At 66.6% G+C, this 19,087-nt stretch carries 24 protein-coding genes; all 24 read right to left on the bottom strand.

From position 1 onward, the window contains the following. Positions 1-25: 25 nt before the first annotated feature. On the bottom strand, positions 26-526 hold the full coding sequence (locus COW1_RS01155; protein ID WP_201345174.1) for a lysozyme: 501 nt from the start codon (positions 524-526) through the stop codon (positions 26-28). Then, positions 523-999 carry a hypothetical protein gene (locus tag COW1_RS01150; protein ID WP_201345173.1) on the bottom strand — a complete coding sequence of 159 codons (477 nt, stop codon included), beginning with the start codon at positions 997-999 and terminating at the stop codon, positions 523-525. The genes COW1_RS01155 and COW1_RS01150 overlap by 4 nt, the downstream gene beginning before the upstream one ends. After that, positions 996-1,286 (bottom strand): DUF6127 family protein, encoded by a 291-nt coding sequence (locus COW1_RS01145; RefSeq protein WP_201345991.1) that lies wholly within the window; start codon positions 1,284-1,286, stop codon positions 996-998. Before COW1_RS01145 ends, COW1_RS01150 begins: the two co-directional genes overlap by 4 nt. Positions 1,287-1,352: 66 nt before the next feature. Further along, positions 1,353-1,703: a DUF2793 domain-containing protein gene (locus tag COW1_RS01140; protein ID WP_242466468.1), complete on the bottom strand. Its 351-nt coding sequence runs from the start codon at positions 1,701-1,703 to the stop codon at positions 1,353-1,355. Then, positions 1,703-3,904 (bottom strand): phage tail protein, encoded by a 2,202-nt coding sequence (locus COW1_RS01135; RefSeq protein ID WP_201345172.1) that lies wholly within the window; start codon positions 3,902-3,904, stop codon positions 1,703-1,705. Before COW1_RS01135 ends, COW1_RS01140 begins: the two co-directional genes overlap by 1 nt. Beyond that, complete coding sequence (locus COW1_RS01130; RefSeq protein ID WP_201345171.1) at positions 3,901-4,089, bottom strand: hypothetical protein; 189 nt, start codon at positions 4,087-4,089, stop codon at positions 3,901-3,903. Before COW1_RS01130 ends, COW1_RS01135 begins: the two co-directional genes overlap by 4 nt. An 8-nt stretch (positions 4,090-4,097) precedes the next feature. Further along, the gene (locus COW1_RS01125) at positions 4,098-4,337 is read right to left on the bottom strand and encodes a hypothetical protein (protein ID WP_201345170.1); all 240 of its coding nucleotides are present in this window, start codon (positions 4,335-4,337) and stop codon (positions 4,098-4,100) included. A gap of 8 nt (positions 4,338-4,345) precedes the next feature. After that, positions 4,346-5,143, bottom strand: coding sequence for a DUF2163 domain-containing protein (locus COW1_RS01120; protein ID WP_201345169.1), 798 nt, complete (start codon positions 5,141-5,143; stop codon positions 4,346-4,348). Next, complete coding sequence (locus COW1_RS01115; RefSeq protein WP_201345168.1) at positions 5,140-6,534, bottom strand: hypothetical protein; 1,395 nt, start codon at positions 6,532-6,534, stop codon at positions 5,140-5,142. Before COW1_RS01115 ends, COW1_RS01120 begins: the two co-directional genes overlap by 4 nt. A 300-nt stretch (positions 6,535-6,834) precedes the next feature. After that, entirely contained in the window at positions 6,835-7,800 is a 966-nt protein-coding gene (locus tag COW1_RS01110; RefSeq protein ID WP_201345167.1) for a hypothetical protein, read from the bottom strand. 3 nt (positions 7,801-7,803) lie between these two features. Next, positions 7,804-8,736, bottom strand: coding sequence for a hypothetical protein (locus COW1_RS01105; protein WP_201345166.1), 933 nt, complete (start codon positions 8,734-8,736; stop codon positions 7,804-7,806). Beyond that, positions 8,736-11,906: a tape measure protein gene (locus COW1_RS01100; RefSeq protein ID WP_201345165.1), complete on the bottom strand. Its 3,171-nt coding sequence runs from the start codon at positions 11,904-11,906 to the stop codon at positions 8,736-8,738. The genes COW1_RS01105 and COW1_RS01100 overlap by 1 nt, the downstream gene beginning before the upstream one ends. Then, on the bottom strand, positions 11,906-12,550 hold the full coding sequence (locus COW1_RS01095) for a DUF6441 family protein (protein ID WP_201345164.1): 645 nt from the start codon (positions 12,548-12,550) through the stop codon (positions 11,906-11,908). The genes COW1_RS01100 and COW1_RS01095 overlap by 1 nt, the downstream gene beginning before the upstream one ends. Continuing rightward, entirely contained in the window at positions 12,540-12,677 is a 138-nt protein-coding gene (locus COW1_RS01090; protein WP_201345163.1) for a hypothetical protein, read from the bottom strand. The genes COW1_RS01095 and COW1_RS01090 overlap by 11 nt, the downstream gene beginning before the upstream one ends. A 17-nt stretch (positions 12,678-12,694) precedes the next feature. Then, positions 12,695-13,111, bottom strand: a complete 417-nt coding sequence (locus tag COW1_RS01085) for a DUF6631 family protein (protein ID WP_201345162.1) — start codon at positions 13,109-13,111, stop codon at positions 12,695-12,697. Positions 13,112-13,119: 8 nt separating this feature from the next. After that, positions 13,120-13,872 carry a hypothetical protein gene (locus COW1_RS01080; RefSeq protein WP_201345161.1) on the bottom strand — a complete coding sequence of 251 codons (753 nt, stop codon included), beginning with the start codon at positions 13,870-13,872 and terminating at the stop codon, positions 13,120-13,122. Between the two features lie 2 nt (positions 13,873-13,874). Beyond that, positions 13,875-14,036: a hypothetical protein gene (locus tag COW1_RS01075; RefSeq protein ID WP_201345160.1), complete on the bottom strand. Its 162-nt coding sequence runs from the start codon at positions 14,034-14,036 to the stop codon at positions 13,875-13,877. Between the two features lie 6 nt (positions 14,037-14,042). After that, the gene (locus COW1_RS01070) at positions 14,043-14,471 is read right to left on the bottom strand and encodes a hypothetical protein (RefSeq protein ID WP_201345159.1); all 429 of its coding nucleotides are present in this window, start codon (positions 14,469-14,471) and stop codon (positions 14,043-14,045) included. Beyond that, a complete protein-coding gene (locus COW1_RS01065) occupies positions 14,468-14,746 on the bottom strand; it encodes a hypothetical protein (RefSeq protein WP_201345988.1) in 279 nt (92 codons plus the stop codon). Before COW1_RS01065 ends, COW1_RS01070 begins: the two co-directional genes overlap by 4 nt. A gap of 2 nt (positions 14,747-14,748) precedes the next feature. Next, on the bottom strand, positions 14,749-15,753 hold the full coding sequence (locus COW1_RS01060; RefSeq protein ID WP_201345158.1) for a major capsid protein: 1,005 nt from the start codon (positions 15,751-15,753) through the stop codon (positions 14,749-14,751). 2 nt (positions 15,754-15,755) lie between these two features. Beyond that, positions 15,756-16,130 (bottom strand): head decoration protein, encoded by a 375-nt coding sequence (locus tag COW1_RS01055; RefSeq protein WP_201345157.1) that lies wholly within the window; start codon positions 16,128-16,130, stop codon positions 15,756-15,758. A 3-nt stretch (positions 16,131-16,133) separates the two neighbouring features. Beyond that, positions 16,134-17,387: a S49 family peptidase gene (locus COW1_RS01050; protein ID WP_201345156.1), complete on the bottom strand. Its 1,254-nt coding sequence runs from the start codon at positions 17,385-17,387 to the stop codon at positions 16,134-16,136. A gap of 1 nt (position 17,388) precedes the next feature. Continuing rightward, on the bottom strand, positions 17,389-18,879 hold the full coding sequence (locus COW1_RS01045; protein ID WP_242466526.1) for a phage portal protein: 1,491 nt from the start codon (positions 18,877-18,879) through the stop codon (positions 17,389-17,391). After that, entirely contained in the window at positions 18,879-19,085 is a 207-nt protein-coding gene (locus COW1_RS01040; RefSeq protein ID WP_201345154.1) for a phage head-tail joining protein, read from the bottom strand. The genes COW1_RS01045 and COW1_RS01040 overlap by 1 nt, the downstream gene beginning before the upstream one ends. Positions 19,086-19,087: the final 2 nt, after the last annotated feature.

Here is a 19,087-nt window from a genome sequence, read left to right as displayed (position 1 = left end):
ACATTATATGTTTTATATGCATCATTTAGGACGTCGAATGGGTACCATCAAGCTGGGCGGGAAATCTGGAAAACAGCAACACGGCTTCGGCCTCCCGTCTCGCTACCAACCCCGGCAGCACCTTCCCACCGCCATACACCCACCGCCGCAGCTCCTTGGCCGCGCCCGGCCAGTCGCGCTGGTTGATCCGACGCCGAAGTGTTGAGGTTTGCAGGCGCCCTGCCCCGAGATTGAAGGTGAAATCGACGATGGCCGCGAGCCGCCCCTCAGGCTCGGTCGCCAGTACTGGGCAGTATCGCAGCGTAGCATTCAGTGCCGTGAGGAGATCCTGGCACAAGTAATCCTCGCCCTCCTCCTCGGTGATGGGACGGTGGTCGGGTTTGCAGAGACGGCCGTACCCAATGGTCCAGTAACCTGCTGGGCAGATGTAGGGATACGCCCTGTGCAGTGGGTCGATCTTCGGCACCCGGTGAAAGCCTTCAAAGCGCTTGGCAAGCTCGATGGCCGCCTGCGGTATAGCGGTCACTGCCTTACCCGATCAAACACGCGACCGAGGAACCAGAAATTAAGCACGCCTGCCCACAGGGCCTGGTCTGCCTCGGTCCAGGCAGCCTGTATGGCCGCAATCCATTCCACACCTGCATCGATCCCACCGACAAAGGCGGCGGTCTTGGCCGCGCAGTACAGCGCCATGAACCAGTAGGTTATGACCGGCCGCACGCTGCTGGACAGCGCATCGGCCCACCGCACGCCGGACCGCTGGCCTTGAGCGGCGACGGCCTCCCGCAAGGCCTCTACCGCACCGCTGTTCCAGGCCGCATCGGCCGCGGCGTTGATCTCCGCCATGCGCGTAGCGCCGCGCAGCTTCTCGAACTCAAGCGCCTTGTCCTGCATGGCCAGTTCGTGACCACGCTCGCCTCTGCGATCCAGCCACTTGAGGAGTTCTGGCGCCAGGCGGAAGGCCCCGCCAAGGAGGCCACCAAGCAAAGTCTCGATCATTGACCACCTCCGAACACCTTGAGCTTGATGACCGCCCCCGCCATCAGCGCGAGAATCAGGCCGGTGGTAGTGATGCGTACTAGGGTTTGCCAAGCGGTGTGTTTGGCGGCGTTGAAGGCCTCGAGCAGACTGCGCAGCTCGCGGATGTCATGGGCGGCGTCCTCACCATCAAGGCCGACGTCGGCCAGGGCTCGCTTCGCACCACGCTCGGCGGCACGCGACAGCAGCTCCTCGAATTCATCACGCGGCATGACGACCATGCCGTCTTGCAGGTTGGGTGGTGTCATCATCGTCCTCCGGAAACGAAGAACCCGCCGTATGGCGGGTTCGGGTGATAATGAGAGATGAAAGAATCAGACGGCGGTGCCGGGGCTCCAACCGGCCGCCTTGTAGACGGAGAGCACGTCCTCATCCTCGATGAAGCAGAGCCAGCCGATTTGCGGAACGTGATACTCCCACACACCCGCGATGTTGACGGCGATCTGGTCGGTGCGCCCCGTCCAGGCGCCGGTGGCCGCCGCCGGAATGATGTATCGATCGCCGTCTACGGGTGTCGCGGGCGGGGTGGCGAGGTCGCGGTCCTTGACGGACAGGCCGACCACGGCGCCGAGTCGCTTCAGATTGGCGTCCATGCCACCGTTCCAGTTGTTTTCGCCCTGGGCCCAGCCGTAGGTGAGACCAAGGTTGGGATCGATGTTTGCCATCAGGCACCTCCGTAGTAGTCGCCGTAGCGCAGGCCGTAGCCGGTACGGTCAAATTCGATGACGTGTTTCTGCCAGGACACATGGCCGTCACGGCTCGCCTCGATCTCGACCTTGACGTGCGCATTGACGCGCCCCAAGCCGGAGTCAGCGAGTTCCTGTGCCAGCGGCCAGCTGGTGTTGCTGCCGGTGATGCCGCTCACCGTGCGTTTGAGTTGCCCGTTCTCGTTGTAGAAGCGCACCGTGGTGGTCTGCCCCACTTCCGGCGTGATCACCCCCTCGGTCTGCAGGACGAGGTACGCGGTTTGGGACTGGCGGTTGCGCGTGGCCCAGCTCACGCTGAGTTCGCCGGCCACCACCGGCGGGTAGCGCTTGCCGTTGATCTGGGCGTTGCCGGGGCAGTACGGGCGGATGAACCGCTTGTTGAGCGGCAAGCTCATCTCCGTGGCTGCCGCCTCGGGCAGGGTGCCGCGTGCCGTGCGGGTGAGGAGCTTCACGCGCACCGTCTCACCGGCGACATACTCCGGCGTAAGGTAGTGGCGGAAACCCTCCACAAACCAGAGGCGGCTGCCGGCCGGGTGGCTCGCCGGCACCGTGTCGAGCATCCCGCGCTCCAGGGTGACGGTCTGGGTGGCGAGGTTGAGCGACACCACTTTGAACCATTCGCCGTCGATCAGCGCCAGGCCGCCCGCCTCCACCTCCTCGAGGCCGATGCCGGAGGTCAACCCCACGCTTACCTGGGTAGCCGCCTGCAGTAACGGTTCGGTCAGGATGGCGGTGGGCGTGAAGATGCCGAAGCCTTTGGCCGAGAAGCTGCCGCTGATACGCGCCAGCGTCTTGAAGCCGAAGGCGTCCGACGAAGGGCGCGATCCACAAGCGGCCACCAGTCCATCCAAATCGTCGATGTCACCAAGCAGGCTCTGGGACTCGCCGGTGAAGTCCTTCACCACCGACCAGTACGGTACCTCGAACAGGGTTTGGTACGGGCACGGCGCCGGCAGATTGGTCGGCTCAGTCCAGCCCGAGGGCGGTGGTGCCGAGTAGACCGACTGCGGTAACCCGAAGATGTCCTGCACACACTCCACCCGCACCGCGCCGTTCGCCAGTTCACCGTAAGCGATGCGCGCGACGCGCATGGGCAACTGGTCGATGCCATAGGGCGGCCAGGAGAGCTTGATCACATCGCCGATGTTGAGGCTGGAGGCCTGGCGGTTGGCGACGAAGGTGCACTTGGCGAGGCTGCTCGAGAGCTGTTTCAATTCACGCATCGCCACCCGGTTGGCGAGATCGGCCCGGCTGATGCCGGGATAGTTGACCATGGTCGCCACCACGCCGCCGTTGAGCTGCACGGCGGCGATGTCCTGGACCGTGACGCTTCCGTCCTTGTCCGTGGTGCCGTCGCGGTAGACGACGGTCACCTGGTTGGTGATCTCGCCCCAGGATGGTCGCGTGAACTCCTCGATGCGCAGGATGTTGCTCGGATCGAACGTCGCCAGGCTGGACAGCGTGTAATCGGCACGTGCGAGCTTGAGCGTGAAGAGCCCGGTGCGCGGGTGGACATAGAGCAGCCCGTCGACGTGCTTGAGCACCGACAGAATGAAGTCCTCGATGGTCTCCTCCCGGTTCCACAGCAGTGACAGCCCGAAGCCTTCCGTATACAGGGCGTCGGCGGCCACCGTGAAGCTGGCGTCGTCGATGTCGCTTGCCGGGTAGCCCATGCCCCACTCGCCATTGGTGAGGCATTCACGAATGATATGAGCCGGGTTGGCGTCACCGGAGATCTCGGCCTTGACTGCATACCACTGCCGCGGCACGCGCTTCGCACGCACCGACCAGGGCTTGATGTAGGGGTTCATGGCCGCCACCCACACCCGGCGCAGGATCAGCGATACCACGCCGCGGAAGGCCGGGATGTCGGCACCGAGCCGCTCCTGCAGGTAGGCGTTGCGGCCCTGGGACGAGCCGCCCATCAGGATGTCCACCGGCCCCTGGACGCCACCCTCGCGTTCCTCCCCGCCGAACAGGTTGGGGTTGTCGATGGTGATCGTGGTGTTGCCGGTCACGTTGCCCGACCAGGCGACGCGCTCGCCCACACGGATCTCGGTGATGGCGTCCACCGGACCGTGACACAGGGCGAGGTGCGCGCCGAGCCCGTACCAGTAGCCGACCGTGTACTCCTGGCTGCCCTTGCCGCCGCCGCTCATAGCGTCCGCTCCTTCTCGGCTTGCTCGGCGACGCGGATCGCCATCGCATCACCCGTGGCACGCAGCCAATCGGCCGGGACGCCTTGCTCAACGAACTCGCTCCAGGTGTGGCTGCGCCCTTCGAACCAGCGGCGCATGCCGCGGGCGCAGTAACCCAGGGCACGGGCATGCTCCAACCGTGCCATCACACTCGTCACTTCTTACCACCCGAGGACTTGCGGATCGGCCGCACCTGGACGTCGCCGTACCAGACGACATTGGGCCCGGAGATGATTCGCGTGCCGAACAGCACCGGGATGGGGGCATCCTGGGAGGCGACGGGCACGTCCTTGTCGCCGATCTGGCCGGGCTGTGCATCCTGCCCCTTCGGGCGCGGCGCGAGCAGCGCCGACAGGACCGTGGTGACGACCCAGATGATGATCTGCGGCCACATGCGCTACCTCACACCACGGCATCGCCGGTGAACGGGTTCTTCACCGGGATGAAGGGAAAGCCACCGAAGTTGTCCAGGTTGGCAAAGCGGCTCGAACAATGATTCATGGTGTGGTCACAGCCGGCATAGAGTTGCACCGCATCACCCGCGGCGAGGCCGAGCATGGGCGCGACCAGGGTGAGGTCGACGCCGGTGTGGGCGACGATCATGCGCGCGCCCGTGGGGGTGGCGAGCATGCCGCCCACGAAGTAGCCATCCGGCTGGCTGGCGGCGATGGCCACCTGGACAGTCACACCGGTCACGGCCGCCACGGTGCCGTCCACGCGGAAGCTGTCCTTGAGCGCACCGCAGCCGCTGGAGTACAGCACGTGGCGGCATAGCAGCTGGTAGCAGGCACGCAAGCCCGGCCGCTTGAGACTCGAGGCGATGGGTTCGCATTTGAGGGTGGCCTCGGCGCCGGACAGCCTGCTACCTGCGACCCGCCCCTTCCAGTAGGTGATGAACTCGGGGTCCCCGGCGTGGCGCCGGTACAGCGTCAGGCTCACCACGCCCTCGGGCGGCGCGGCGATGAACAGGCTCGCCACGGCCAGATCGCGTGGCATGCGGATCTCAACACCCAGGCGCGCGAGTTCGTTGCCCTGCTCGAGGCGGCCGCGCGAGATCGTGGCCGGTTGGTAGGTCTCGGACTGGTAGTCCACCGCCACCTGTCCGGAGGTGTACAGCCAACGCTGGGTGCCCTGGGCAAAGCGATAGAGTTCCTGCGGCTCGCCGTCATGGGCGGATTGTTCTAGGGTCTGGTAGGTCATGATCTCAATGTCCGGGTGGAGAGCTGTACGCGCGCAACGGCATCCGTCTCCCAATGCAGCTCGACCGCGTCCTGATCGAGCCGGGCCAGCTCCAGATACGAGGCCTGCAGGAACTGCTCGGGCTGCAGGGTCACACCCAGCGGCGCGTCCAGGGACAGCAGTTCCTCGTCTTCGGAGATCTCCGTGGCCCCGGTGATGCGGCGCTGGAAGCTGCCGGCCGTGGTGCGCAGCATCAGGTCGCGCCGCAGAGGATCGGCGGCGACGAAGCGGGCGTAGCCGACATTGCGCACCGTGATGCCGGCATCGGTGGCCGCCACCGTGCGGCTGACCTCGAGGTCGGACTCGAAGGTCGGCAGCCAGGCCGGGTTGGCCCTTCCTGCCCGTGCGGCGAGCCAGCCTCGGAAGGCCGTGATCTTGCCCCGGTCGGTAAGCAGCCAGGTAAGCCGGCGCCCGATCTTCGGCGAGCCCGACTCGTCGTCGAAGCTCGGCAGGCCGGTCCCGTAGTCGATGACCGCGAGCTTGCGGCGCCACGCGTCCTCGAGCTCGGTGCTCCGATCCGGTGGCCAGTCGAACACCCGGTAGCCCTGGTAGGCCGGACCGACGTCGGTGACCGTAAGGGACGTGATGTCCTCGACGCTGAAACGGCAGCGGCCCAGCGCAATCGTGTCGGTGGGACGCGTCACCGTGACCTCGCCCTCGAGGCGGGCGAGCCGCGCCGGAAACACCCGCGTACCGGCGGGCCAGCTGCCGCCCAGGGGCAGCTTCAGCGTCAGGGTGTCGCCGGCGATGGAGAGGATCTCCACCGCCTCGTGGCGCGTATTGGAACGCCACAGCACTGCCAACCCGCCGGCATGGTAGTCGCTGTTGGCGGCGTCCTGCACCGTGAGCGTGGTGCTGCCGACGGCGACCTCGCCCGTCAGGACGGAGACATCGGTCCACACCGGCAGGCAGTAGATCCGGGCGCCCCAGGCGAACAGCAGATGGTCCAGCACACGGGCATCGACGCCTTCGATCAGGAAGCCGTACTCGAAGGCGCGTCGCGGCAACCGGCGCAGCCGCACCCGCTGCTCGGTGCCGTCGTAGGCCTCGAGGATCTCGGTAAGCCATTCCAGCCGCTCGGTGATGCCGGACGACCAGTCGGGCCGCATGCCGAAGACCACCACCCGCCGGCCCGTGACCAACAACAGCGCGGTGACGCCACCGGCGAAGGTAAAGCGATAACTGGCATCGATCACCGGTGCGCCGCGGGTGCCCGCCGTGAAGGTGTAGAGGCGCGATTGCAGCGGACCGAAAGCGAGCGGCGGCGCCGGCTGGCCGGACAGCAACAGGCCGTCCGTGCCCGTCTCGTCGATGGCATCGAGCGTCTGCCCTGTGAACTGCGCGTTCCACACCTCCAGGACCCGCTCGACTGGGCTTACCAGGTTGCCGAGGTCGATGATCGAGGGGATCACGTGGATGCGGTGGTACCAGTCACCACCAAAGGCCGCCAACGCACTGCCGGTCTTCGCCGAGGCGACCTCGACGACCGGCTGGGTGTCCTGTTTTGCGCCGGGTTGCGCCCCGCTCGCCTCCCTCGGGTCGAACGGCCAGGTGAGGCGCTGGCGCTCCGAGATCTCTTGCGACCGCGTCCAGGACGGCGGCTCCTGCCGACTCGCGCCGGGCAAAATGGCGCCGGGAATCACGGCCATGACCTAGAGCACCTTCCTAACGGCATAACCGTGCACGCCGGAAAAGCCGTTCTTGGAGTGCGCCGGGAAGGCCATCCACTGCTCGGCGCCCAGGCTGAAGGTCTCCGCCGGCGCATAGTGGGTGATGTTGAGGTAGCGCAGGTGCGATGTGTAGCCGAAGGGCGAGAAAAAACCGTCCGGGCGTTCCACGGACAAGTAAAACGGCAGCATGGGCGACACGCCGTTCAGCGTGTTGGGCGCCCGGGAGAACCACAGCCGCCCGAGACTGGCGTTGGAGGTGGCCCCCGCCTCGAACAGCGATCGCGCCCGTTTGCCGGTCTTTGGCGAATTCGAGCACACCGAGAACCAGCCGTCGAAGCCATCCACCGTGGCCTTGATATAGTTCTGCCCGTAGTACTTGTAGTCGTTGAACGGCAACCCTGCGTGCCGATCCACGTTGTAGCCGAACACGTAGTCGGTAAAGCCGCTGTAGGTATAGGTGTAGCCGTCGGAGCCATAGGACCCGGAGACGAACAGTCCGCCGCTGTAAGTGCCATACTTGGCCAGCTCGCCGAACACCAGATGGTGATAGACGCCCGGCGAGATCTCGGCCACCAGCAGGATCATCTCGGGCCCGGTGAGCGCGAACAGGTGGTAGGTGTTGTTCACGCCCACTTCATACAGGCCGCAGGCCTCGACCTGGTTCGAGGTGTTGCGTATGGTGCCCGGTTGGCTGCTCCAAGGCTGTGCATTGTCCCATGCCGTGGAGGCGGTCAAAAAGATGCCCGTAACGTTGGAATATCCCGAGCGCAGGCGTTCGTCCACCGCGCTCCGCAAATGCACGTAAAGACCCGCCTTGGCGAGGGACAACTCCTGTCCTGTGCCCGAGGGCGCCCAGCGCAGCTCTGTCCAGCCGTTGGCGACGGCGAACACGCGCAGCGCATCGAGCAGCTGGTCGGGTGTGGTGGCAGTTCCGGTTTGATAGGCCATGCATCACTCCAGGCGCAGCGCCCAGTAATCCTCCACGCCGGTGCGATGGACGTTCTGCACCACCAGGTGATCCACGCCGCCGATGTCGATCAGGTTTTCCGCCGCGTTGTTGAACCCGGAGAGGTGATAGCAGCCCTCGATCTCACCGAACAGGTCGTGGTCCGAGCTGCTGTTGTACTGGACCAGCACAAGGGGCGTGAGCACATAGGCCCCGTCCGGCGCCTCGCGCACGGAGGACAGGCGGTCATAGATACCCGGCCATACCGGGCGGCGGCCGTCATAGCGGTATTCATACGGGTCGTAATAGCGGTTCTGGAACGCCAGCCAGGCACCGCTCGGTCCGCGCAGCATGCAGGCGGTGTTGGCGCTGTTCTGACTGTCCTCGCCCGGGTCGGTGAAGTGGCGATGGTTGGGTGAAATAAGACTGTAGTTGCGGCCGCGCTGGCCGGTCATGGAGCCACCGATGAGCAGCGGGTACGGGTACTGGCCGGGTGTCGCATACGGCAGGATGACCCCCAGGTGGGCCGTCTGATAGACGGTGGAGATCTTGGCCACCACCACGGCACGGCGGCCGTTGGCTACAAACCAGTACGGGATCGCCGTGTTCCACAGCGACATCTTGGGCACCCAGCCGGTCACCGTCCCCGGCTGGGTGTAGAAATCGTTCGCGGCGTTGTAGCCGATAAAGCCGTTCAGGTCCCACATGTAATACGCGGACGTGGCACTCTCGTAGGTGCGAATACCGCAGTAGATCTCCTCCGCCCCCGCGAGCCCTGGCGCCTTGAGGATCAGCTCCTTGTTCTGGGCGTCCGTGGTCCAACGCATCACCTGCCATTGCTGGCTTGCGGCCACCAGATCCGGATGGGTGGTGATGAAGGCATGGAAACGATCCAGCAGATCCCGGTAACCGCTGGCCGTGCCTGTTTCGAATGCCATTAGGCAAGCACCTGTCTGACGGCTCCCGCATTGCGTTGAAGGACGTTGAGGATGGTCTTCTCGCCCGCCGACGAGTTGAGGTAGTCCGCCGCCATGGCGGGATCGACAACATTGACGATGCGCACACCCTGCCCTTGTGGTGCGGCGGCAGGCGGCAGATCGGGCACCAGGCCGCCGGCGGCAAAAGCCAGGCTCGATCCGGCCACCACCGGCCCGCGCGACAGGCCGTTGATCGTATTCAGGAAGCCGATGCCCACGCGTTTGACAGCCGCGGCATTGAGCACATACTCGCCGCTGGAAAGCCGTGCCGGAATGGAATCACTGGTCGAGGTGCCGGGGCCGGTGACGTAGCCGCCGGCGGCGAATCCCTTGAACAGCGTGCCGACAAAGCCGCCGATCCCGCCACTCAAACCACCGAACAGCGCCTGCGCCAGCTTCTGACTGGCGATGCGGTTGATCGAGGTGATCACGGAGCGGGCGAAGTCCCGAAATGCCTCCTTGGCGTTCTTGGTGCCCGCGCCAATGTTCTCGAACATCGTGGCAAAAGCGTCCTGTACCTGACCCCGTACCCGGGTGGCGACCTCGTCGACCACCAGGGTCGTGCGGGCCAGCTCGTTCTTCCACGCCTGCACTCGGGCCACCGCCTCGGGACCGATGGCCTCGGCCGCCGCCTCCATGGCGGGCAGCAGTTGTTCCATCTCGGCGGCGGACTGCTGCTGAAGCTGCACGATCTGCTCGCGCGCCTGGGCCTCGGTGAGCAGCCCCGCCTGTTGCTGGATCCGGATCGCCTCCTGGGCATTGCGCAGGCGTTCGGCGGTGAGCCGCCACTGCGACTCCAGCGCCTCCAGGTTGGCCTGGGCCGCCTTAACGTCGATGAGCCGGTCGACGAGGGCCACACCCTGGGTGTCGCCCTCAGCCAGCAGTCGCGCGCGCAGATCGCGATAGCCGCGCGCGATGGCCTCACGACGTTGCGCATCGGTGGCGGTACCAGTGATTTGCGCCAGTTCCTCACGCGCCTGCGCCAGCGCGTCACTCAGCTCGCGTTCGGCCGCGGCCGCCTTGCGCGCGTTGGCGACCTCGATGTCGGCACGGCGGTTGTTGAGCGTGATCAGCTCGGCTTCGAGTTTCGCCACCTGGGCGCGCGCATCGAGCCGGGCCTTTTCATCGGCGGTGGAGGATGCGAGATCCCGCTGCGCGGCCAGTGCCGTGCGGATGCGGGTGATCTCCGCATTGATGCCCTGCTGCTCGAGCGCGGTCTTGGCGGCGTAATAGTCGCGGATCGAGACCAGTCGATCCTCCAGCGCCCGGTCCAGTGCCGTGGTCGCCTGCTGCAGGCCTTCCTTGAGGATCTTGAGTTCCGCATCGCTCTGCGCTTGGGCGAGCTTAAGGCGCGCCTTGCTGTCGTCTTCCGTCGCGCCGCCGCCACTCGCCTGCGGTCGGGCGAAGAGTCGTTCCTTTTGCTGCTCGGTCTTGATGCGCGCGGCGACGGCGCGGGCGGCTTCGCCTACATAGTTGCGCCCCAGCGACTCTTTGACCGCCTCACCCAGCGCCTCGCCATAGCCGCGCATTTCATCCATGCCGCGACGCAAGGTGGCCTTGAGACGACTCAGGGAGAAATCGCCCTGGAAGGCCGCGGCCACATCCTGGCCCAGGGCGCGGGCCAATGCGCCGATGTCGGCGAATGCCTGGCTGAAGCGGCGCACAAGAAAGCCGGCGGTGATCCCCACCACCTGGCCCACAGCGTTGAAGGCCCCGATGATGTCATTGACCCAACCGCGCAGGGTGCGCCCGATTGCAACAGCCCCTGCCGAGACCGTTTCACGCAGGTCGGTCCAGGTACCGTCGTTGATCCCCACCAGGCGACTCAGCGCCGCGACGGCCTGCCCGACCTTTTCGCTGACAAGATCCCAGGCAGCCACGGCGATCTGTCCGATGCTCGCCGTGGTACCACCGAAAGCCACCACCTTGTCGCGGGCCGAAAAGGCCGCCGTGCCCAATAGGGTAAGACCGGTCACGATGAGACCGAGGGGACCGCCCAGCACCGCCAGCGCCCCGCGCAACACCCCGCCGGCGCGTGCCAGCAGACCGGTACTTGCGGCCGCCTGGGTGACGGCCTGGCGCGCCTTGAGGGTCTCCTGTGCCACCCGGGCCAGCTCCGCGCGGAAGGCCACGGTGGCCTTGCCCTGGGCCGCGGCCTGGGCCAGCGCCGCCTGGGCGGTACGCAACCGGGCGGTGGTCTCGGCCTCGATCAGACGCAGGTTGTTGAGCCGCGCGGCGGCCTCTGCCCTGGCGGCGGCGACACTGGCCGCGAGCGAGGCCACCATGCGCCCAAAGGCCGCGACCAGCGCGGTGCCGACCAGCTGGATCAGCAAGTCGATGTGCGTGGCGGCCAGCTGGATCGCCTTGGCGAGCCCCGCAGTAAATCCGGAACCAGCATCCCGCTCGCCAAAGACGCGCAGAAAGGCATTTCTGAGCCGGGTGAGCGCGCCGGATACCGTGTCCGGCAGCGCTGCATACTCTTGGGCCAGACGGGTCTTCTGATCGAGTAGCGCATCGAGGACAACTTGCGCGGTGAGCTTGCCCTGCTGGGCCAGGGATCGCAAAGCCCCCAGCGGCACGCCCAGCCCATCGGCGATGGCCTGGGCCAAGCGCGGCGTCTGCTCGATCACCGAGTTGAATTCATCACCCCGCAGTTGCCCGGCGGCCAAGGCCTGGCCGAACTGCAGCAGCGCGCCGCTCGCCGCCTCGGCGGAGGCACCGGACAACGCCACCGACTGGCTGATTGCCTCGGTGACGGTGAGCGCATCCTGCTGTTCGCGGCCGAGGCTGCGAATGGAAGGCGCCAGCTTGGCATACAGGGTCACGGTTTCCGCCAGCGGCGCACGGCTGCGCTGGGCGATATCGAACAGCTCGCTGTCGGCCCGGTTGAACGCCTCCTGCGAGGTGACGGCCAGCTGCAGCCGCGCCTGCAATCCCTTGTACTGGTCGGCCGCCTCGGCCAACTCGCGTAATCCCAAGCCTACACCGATGGCGGCGCCGATGTTGCGCAGGGTATCGCCGACCCGACTGGCCTGGTCGCGTAGCCGGGTGAGGTTCCCGTCGATGGACTGGAAGGCTCGGCGCGTCTCGTCGACGGCGCTGATCAGGATCTGAGCGCGGTTGCGTGCCATCAGCGATTGAACTCCCGTTGGATGGCCCGGGCGAGCCGGGGCAGCTTGCGTCGGACAGTGGATTCGATATCGAAGCGGCGGCGCAACCGGACCCGATCGACCAACACCGCCACGGGGATCTCCTGCCCACGCCGCAGCCGTTTTTGGCCGCTGCGCAACCGTTCACCCCGCTTGAAGCGCGCCAGCGCCCGATCGTTCTCGCGGATGTTCTCCGCCATCAGGATGGTTTTGCCGTTGCGTTCGATAAAGAAGGCATTGCCCGAGCGCATCAGGTTATCGATGACACGACGGAAGGCCTTGCGACCGATGCGTTGATGCTGGGGCAGCAACGGGATCAGCATGCGCCTGCCGATCACACCGCCCTGCTCGTGGATACCGAGCCAGGGGATCTTAGAACCGATGTAGAGGGCCGGAAAACGCGTCCGCTGTCGGTCGTAGACCTTGACGCGCATGGATCTGAGGAAGGCCGCTTTCCGCACCTTGAATCCGGCACGCATGTCGCGACGCACATCGTCGACCATCTCGCGGCCGACGCTGCGCATGGCCCGGACGGCGCCTTCACGCATCTCTTGTCGCGTCTGGTTGCGCCAGGCATTGAAACGACGGCGATCGAGCAGGCCCTCGGTGGTCAGGCTAATCTTCACGCCGCAATTCCCGCTGCAGTCGTTCGATGGCCTCCTTGCCGCCCTGGGCACCGACACTGGTGACCGTCAGCAAGGCGGCTAGGCGCTCGCGCTCGAGCCGCGCCTCCGCGGCCAGAAAGGCGTTCATTTGGGCCAGCGTGTAGTTCAGGATGTCGTCGAGGCGGTGGCCGGCGCGGACGAGCCGGTGGGCGGCGTCGACCCATCCAGCCGTTGGCCGATCCTTGCCGCCAGCTCGGTGACGTTCGGCACCACCTTCTGAACGAAAAAATCCGCGTTCACCTCGAACACCGCGGCGGCGAGTTTCAGCGCATCGTCCAGGGCGAGCGCATCCACCCACTCGCGCGACCGACGGCAGGCGATACAGAGGGCCTCGAGCAGGTCCTCGCCCTGCTCCGCCAACAGCGACAGCCAATCGGGCTCCTCGACCAGTTGCCCGGCAAAGGGCCTCACGGCCTTGAGCATGGCCGGCAGTTCACCGAGACGAAGCGGCGTGATCTCGAGCCGCGCGCCGTCGATCTCCAGCACGGTCGGCTGGGGTAGCAATGTTTCCAGGTCGTTCATGTCCGTCCTCACAGCAATACGATGCGGCCGAACTGACCCAGGCTGCCGGCGGCGGGCTTGAGCGTGTCGGCCAGCACCTGGCCGGACAACTCGAACTTCAGCAGCTCGTCGGTGATGACCGAGAGTTCCTTGGCCGGGTTGATGGCCACGCGGTACAAATCGATCACCACCTCGCGGTTGCTGTCGGCGGTGTTGAGTCCTTCGAAGCGTACCCAGCGCTCAGGCAACGGCTGGGTGAACATGGCGGTCACCTGGGCCGTGGCGTAGGCATAGTCCACCGTGAAGGGCTCGACGTAGGGACCGCCGGTGGTGGCGTCCAGAATGCTGATGGAACCGTGCTTCTCATTGACCGAATACTGCGTCGCCGGCAGGGTCTGCGGTGTGGCGCTCGAGTCTTTCACCACCACCGTGGAGACATTCTGATAGTTCAACAGGTAGAGGCTGCCGGGGGTCACCGGATTCGGCAGCGCCTCGGCGGTCACGGTGCCGCTGCCCTGATCGGTGGTGGCGCCATACAACGCCAGCGACAGGTTGGTGGCGATGAGTTCCTCCAGGGTACAGGCGAACTCGCCCTTCTTGGTCTTGATGAGCTGCAGATCGGTCAGGCGCTGACCACTGGTGGATTCCTGGTGCTCCAGGGTTTCCACCGACAGCGACACCTTCAGTTCGGGCACGTTGCCCACGTAGCTCAACCCTTGCGGGTTGCCGGCCGCGTCACGGGCGCCGATATAGACGCGCCCCTGTCCGGAAAAATAGGCCATGTTCAGTCTCCTTTACGCGTTGGGGTCTTGGGCGAGTCCTCCAGGGGCTTCGCCACTTTGAGGTCGATCAGCCAGCGGGCGGTCTGCTCGTCCAGTTCGAGGGTGTCGCCGGGGGCGTGGTGCCTGCCGGCATGGGTGTGGGGCTGCAACAGTGCAATGCGCATGGGTCTCTATCCTGCTTGGGTGATGTCATGAACACGGGTTCGGTAACGGATCTCGTAACGGGCGGGCACGGCCAGGGCGCCGGCATCGGCATCGTCCGCATCCCACTCGCAGTCGAGTTCCTGAACGCCCAGCGACAAGCCGGTGATGCTCGGGTCCGCCATCAGCGCGCCGTGCGCGGTAACGATCAGCTGATCGGCCACGTCGAAGGCGTCGTCACCGCGCGCGAGCGCGACGAGTCGCAGCGTCAAGGCGCGGTCGACTCGATCGTTCGCGTGCGCGAGGACCTGATCGCCTTCGATGAAGATCAGCAGCGCGGGGCTCGCCTCACGAGGGATGGGTTCCGTGGGTTGGCGATGCACAGGGGTCGGCGCGATCGCGGCATCGAGCCGTGCCACGACTGCCTGCACCAGGCGTTCGCGGAGGGAGGCCGTCATAGCCGGGTCAGCCTGGCCTGCATCTCGGAGCCGTCACGCAGCTGCCGCACCTCGCGGACCCGATACGGACTGCCCGCGATCTCCACCGTGTCGTCGGCGGCAAGCGTGAGCCAGGCGCTCGGATACTCGAGGTGGTAGTCGCGGTTCAGGGCCAGCCCATCGAGTGCCAACTCGTCCGGTGCACTGAAGACGCACGGCACCGTGACCGCGCCGACCACCACCTGCGTGAGCAGGCCGGCGCGGTCGGCGGCCTCGTAGAGATCCGTTACCTGCATCATCAGGATGCCGTCAGCTTCACCAGTACCCCAGGCCGGTGGCACATGGGCAGGGGATTGCTCTGCGTGTGCAGGTCGGTGCCGCGATCGAACTTGCGCGGCTCCTGCTTGGCGTAGAGCGGCAACCCTAAGGTGTTGACCGTCTCGTTGAAATCGGCCGGTGCGGCGTAGGTGGCGAAGGTATCGATGGTGCCGAGCGGGAAGCAGTGCGCCTCGCCCGCCGCGATGAAGCGCCGGGTGGTTCCGTTCGCGTCGCTCGCCTGGCCGCGGTACTCCTCGAAGGTGATGCCACCGAAGCTGAAACCGCGGCGCATGTCATTGATGAGCACCGCGCCCTGCTGCCAGTTCTTATAGGCCTCCTCGACCTTGCTGTGCCCAGTCAGCGCGTCGAAGAACTCCGGCGAGCACAGGCAGTGCACACCGGTCGAGTACTCACCCAGCAGATTGTCCTCGATATGGCGCAGCACCTCGGCGCACTTGCTCTTGACGTTGGTGTTGGCGGTGCCGAGCGCGAAGTTCACGCTCTTGGGGGTGATGCCGAACTCGGTATAGAGATTGACCAGCGGCGTGGCGTCGGCGTCGAGGATCTCACCCTTCAGCGCACCCATACGCAGGTGCTCCAGGGTGATGGCGTGCTTGTTGCGCATGGTATCGAGGTGACGGGCGAGCACGCCGGCTACGCTCTCGGTTTCGGTCTCCTGGCCGAAGCTGCGAATGCCCTGGACCTCCTCGGGCAGCACCACGTCGTCGTGCGGGATGTGCGGCACGATGAACGCACGCATGGTGCGCTTGCCGCGCTTGCCCACGGTACCGGGCGAACCCGGCGGCAGGGTCGGCAGCAGGTTCAACACACCGTGCATCTCTTCCACTACCACCTGGCGGGTGCGCACCGGCTTGATCGGGAACAGTCCCAGCGACTCCAGCCGCCCGTAGCGGTTGGGGATCAGGTTGATGGCGGCGGTCAAGGACGTCATCGAAAAGGCGGGATTGGCAAACGGGTTCTGCATGGTCAGACTCCTTCACGAACGAGGATGCCGCGCATCTCGAGTGCGGCGATAGCGGCGGACTGCTGCGCGGCCGTGATGCCGGCAGGCCAGACCAGCGCATGGCGGGCGACGATGGCGTGGCGCGCGATGATCACCGAAGGGGCGTCGGCGGCGGTCGCATCCACGTCCTCAATCAGGACACCCGCTGGCACCTCGGTGCCGTCGGTGGCGGCCGAATCCAGCACCTTCAGGTTGCCGCTGGCCGTCTCACGGCCAACGACGCTGCCGAGGGCAAGGTTTTCACCGGCGGCGACCACGGCTTGGTCGCGCGAGTACAGGTTGGGCGCCTCGTACTTGAGGAGGTCACCCAGGTTCATCGGTTCAGCGAGGCTGGGCATGGCTTACTCCTTCCCGGTCAGGTGCTTGACCGCCTTGATCAGCGGGTTGTGTTCGGCGGATGCGCGCTGGGCCGCGTGGGCATCCGGGTGGATCGCCGAGCTGATCTCGGGCGCCGGGCTTTCGGCCCGGACGGCGAGCAGCGTGCGGCGGACGTCGGCTTCCGAAAGTCCTGCGGCGAGAAATTCGGCAGTGCGTTCCGGGCAGCCGCCAAGCTGGCACAGCTCGGCGATGGCCACGACCTCATGCCGGTCCGCCGCAGGGGTCGGAGTGGGTCTTTCCTCGGCGGCGGTCTCCGTCTCGGTGCCGATCGGATCGGGCTCCGCCTCGGAGGCTTCGAGGGTCGGATCAGGGGATTCCGTCATGTCGTTCTCCTGTGTCATGGGCGCGGAACCGGGTCGCGTCTGCGGGGCCGGGTTCCGCGAACGGCCCTGCGGGTTCAAGAAGGTTGCGAAGATCTCGAGCAACTGGTCGCGGCTCGCCACGGCATCGGCGAGACCCGCGGTGAGCGTCTGCTCGCCGAAGAAGAGTCCGGCCTCGGTGGCGCGCACGGCGTCGGCTTCGAGCCCGCGCATCGCGGCCACGTGCCCGACGAACATCCCATAGAGGCGATCCACCTCCGCCTGCAGGCTCTCGGCGGCCTGCGGGTCGAGCGGCTCGTGGGGAGAGAAGTCGTTCTTGTGTTTGCCGGCGGTGATCGCCGTGTAGCGATAGCCCTGCTGGGCATCGCGGACCGACTGGTCGACGTGCATGGCGATGACGCCGATCGAGCCGACCCCGCCGGTGCGCGTGACCGCGAGGTGCGAGGCGGCGCAGGCGATGGCGTAGGCTGCCGAGAAGGCCGAGTCGGAGGCCACCGCCCAGACCGGTTTCACCGCGGAAGCCTCCCGGATGCGTTCGGCGAGTTCGAACACGCCGCCCGCCTCGCCGCCGGGGGAATCCACGTCGAGCAGGATGCCCTTGATCCCGGGATCGGCGAGTGCGGTGTCGATCTGCGCGCGGATCTCGCCGTAACTGGTGAGCCCGGAGGCCGCCTCCAACCCCAGCGTGCGACGTACCAGGGTGCCGTGGATCGGGATCACGGCAATGCCGGCCGGCGCCGGGCTCATTGCCCTCTGCGTCATCACGGCCGCACTGGCCGCTTCCACATCCGGCAGGCCGATGCGCGGACCGAGGACGGACAGGATCACGTCCAGTTTCGGACGCGCAATGAGAAGCGGCGTCCCGACGATGCGGGACGCCAAGTGTACGAGCTGCATGTCAGGGTGCCTTACGGTCTTGCGACGACGCGGGCTCGCGTGTCGCCGTAGATGAGTTACGGTCGTGGCGCGGGTCGGACTCGAACACGAGGCCGAGTTCATCGGCGCGCCGGTTGTCGGTGGCGATCTCCCGATCCACGTCCTCGGCGTCGTAGCCGAAGGAAGACACCGCCTCCGAGCGCGACAAGAGCCCAGCCCGGATCGCGGTGAGCATGGCGTTGAACTCTTTCTGCGGATCGACCCACTGCCAGCCCTGCGGGATCCATTTGCAGGCCAGATACTCGCGGCGGCGTGCGCCGTCCCGCGCGAAGCCGGGAAGCCGAAGTTGTCCCTCGAGCACGGCTTGGGTCATCCAGGCGCGCCACACCGGGCGACACAGCTGGTGGACGATGACGCCGTGCTGGATCGCCTCGCAGCGGCGGCGGAACTCCAGCAGCCCCGCCCGGATCGAGGAGTAGTTCACCTGGGTGAGGTCGCCGGTCAGCTGCTCGTAAGTGACACCCATCGCGGCGGCCACCGCCCGGAACTGCTGGCGCATGAACTCGGCATACGAACCGCCCACATCCGCCGGCTGCGAAAACTTCACGTCCTCGCCCGGTTCGAGGATCTGCAAGGTGCCCGGCTCGAGGCCGGCCAAGGCCACGCCCGCGGCATCGGCCGGGCCCTCGCCCATCAGGGCGTCCTCCGGATGATCGCGGGTGACGAAGCCGGCGAACATGGCGGCGGTCTTCTTGCGCACCAGCTCGGCGTCGTCGTACTGGTCCAGCTCGTTGAGCTTCACCAGCGCCCGGGCGAGCCAGGGCTCGCCGCGGATCTGACCGGGTCGCAAGGGCCGGAACAGGTGCACGACCTCGGCGGCCGGCACGCGGACCGTCTCCATGCCGCCCGCACCGGACATGGGCGCGAGCAGGCCGTCCTCGGGATGCGCGCGGTACAGGTGATAAGCCACCCGCCGCCCCAGCCGGTCGAATTCGATGCCGGAGCGAATGACGTTGCCGTTGTCGGCCACCGTGTTGAGCGTCACCGGCAGGTGCTCGGGCTCCAGTACCTGGATCTGCATCGCCACCGGCAGCCCGTCGTCCGCGCGCCGGTAGCGCAGCCGCAGCAGCGCTTCCCCGCCTTCGAGCATGGCGCGGCAGGCCAGGGCCTGCTGGCCGTAGAAGTCGGTGAGCCCCTGCGCGTCGGCCTCGTCGGTCCAGTCGCGCCACAGGGCCTGGATCGATTCGCGCAGGCTCGGGTCCTCGACCAGGGACTGCGGCTTGATACCGGTGCCGATGGCATTGGCCACGAAGGCCTCAATACCGGCGGCCGCCCAGGCATTGCGGCGCACCAGGTCACGGCTCTTGGCGCGCAACTCCGTCTGCGTGGTGAGCAATGCGGCCACCGCACCGGGGTTGCCCGGCATCCAGGCCAACGCCCGGCGCCCGAAGCCCACACCGTCGTAGGTTGGAGTCGCGCCGCAGGCGAGCTTGAGACGGGACCAGAAGCCCATCACAGCCCCTTGCTCGTAGTGACCCGGATCTGCCGCACCCGTGATTGGCCCGCCTGGCGGGCCAGTGCCGCATCGATGTCACGCAAGGCCGCGCGCAGCTCGTCCACCGAGCGGTACTCCACGGTCTTGTCACCGAAGGTGACGCGCCGCTCGCCCCGGGCCAAGGCGCGCTCGAGCACCTCGCGATCCGCAGTGGTATAGGCCACCG

This window comes from Thiohalobacter sp. COW1 (assembly GCF_016629505.1).
GTDB lineage: Bacteria > Pseudomonadota > Gammaproteobacteria > Thiohalobacterales > Thiohalobacteraceae > Thiohalobacter > Thiohalobacter thiocyanaticus_A.
This window is presented reverse-complemented; position numbering and strand designations above follow the sequence as displayed.

Bases quoted from the DNA above. Each gene is read 5' to 3' on its own strand.
- COW1_RS01150 (WP_201345173.1), bottom strand. From the start codon at position 999: ATGATCGAGACTTTGCTTGGTGGCCTCCTTGGCGGGGCCTTCCGCCTG.
- COW1_RS01145 (WP_201345991.1), bottom strand. From the start codon at position 1,286: ATGACACCACCCAACCTGCAAGACGGCATGGTCGTCATGCCGCGTGAT.
- COW1_RS01140 (WP_242466468.1), bottom strand. From the start codon at position 1,703: ATGGCAAACATCGATCCCAACCTTGGTCTCACCTACGGCTGGGCCCAG.
- COW1_RS01135 (WP_201345172.1), bottom strand. From the start codon at position 3,904: ATGAGCGGCGGCGGCAAGGGCAGCCAGGAGTACACGGTCGGCTACTGG.
- COW1_RS01130 (WP_201345171.1), bottom strand. From the start codon at position 4,089: ATGGCACGGTTGGAGCATGCCCGTGCCCTGGGTTACTGCGCCCGCGGC.
- COW1_RS01125 (WP_201345170.1), bottom strand. From the start codon at position 4,337: ATGTGGCCGCAGATCATCATCTGGGTCGTCACCACGGTCCTGTCGGCG.
- COW1_RS01120 (WP_201345169.1), bottom strand. From the start codon at position 5,143: ATGACCTACCAGACCCTAGAACAATCCGCCCATGACGGCGAGCCGCAG.
- COW1_RS01110 (WP_201345167.1), bottom strand. From the start codon at position 7,800: ATGGCCTATCAAACCGGAACTGCCACCACACCCGACCAGCTGCTCGAT.
- COW1_RS01105 (WP_201345166.1), bottom strand. From the start codon at position 8,736: ATGGCATTCGAAACAGGCACGGCCAGCGGTTACCGGGATCTGCTGGAT.
- COW1_RS01100 (WP_201345165.1), bottom strand. From the start codon at position 11,906: ATGGCACGCAACCGCGCTCAGATCCTGATCAGCGCCGTCGACGAGACG.
- COW1_RS01090 (WP_201345163.1), bottom strand. From the start codon at position 12,677: ATGAACGCCTTTCTGGCCGCGGAGGCGCGGCTCGAGCGCGAGCGCCTA.
- COW1_RS01085 (WP_201345162.1), bottom strand. From the start codon at position 13,111: ATGAACGACCTGGAAACATTGCTACCCCAGCCGACCGTGCTGGAGATC.
- COW1_RS01080 (WP_201345161.1), bottom strand. From the start codon at position 13,872: ATGGCCTATTTTTCCGGACAGGGGCGCGTCTATATCGGCGCCCGTGAC.
- COW1_RS01075 (WP_201345160.1), bottom strand. From the start codon at position 14,036: ATGCGCATTGCACTGTTGCAGCCCCACACCCATGCCGGCAGGCACCAC.
- COW1_RS01070 (WP_201345159.1), bottom strand. From the start codon at position 14,471: ATGACGGCCTCCCTCCGCGAACGCCTGGTGCAGGCAGTCGTGGCACGG.
- COW1_RS01065 (WP_201345988.1), bottom strand. From the start codon at position 14,746: ATGCAGGTAACGGATCTCTACGAGGCCGCCGACCGCGCCGGCCTGCTC.
- COW1_RS01060 (WP_201345158.1), bottom strand. From the start codon at position 15,753: ATGCAGAACCCGTTTGCCAATCCCGCCTTTTCGATGACGTCCTTGACC.
- COW1_RS01055 (WP_201345157.1), bottom strand. From the start codon at position 16,130: ATGCCCAGCCTCGCTGAACCGATGAACCTGGGTGACCTCCTCAAGTAC.
- COW1_RS01050 (WP_201345156.1), bottom strand. From the start codon at position 17,387: ATGCAGCTCGTACACTTGGCGTCCCGCATCGTCGGGACGCCGCTTCTC.
- COW1_RS01045 (WP_242466526.1), bottom strand. From the start codon at position 18,879: ATGGGCTTCTGGTCCCGTCTCAAGCTCGCCTGCGGCGCGACTCCAACC.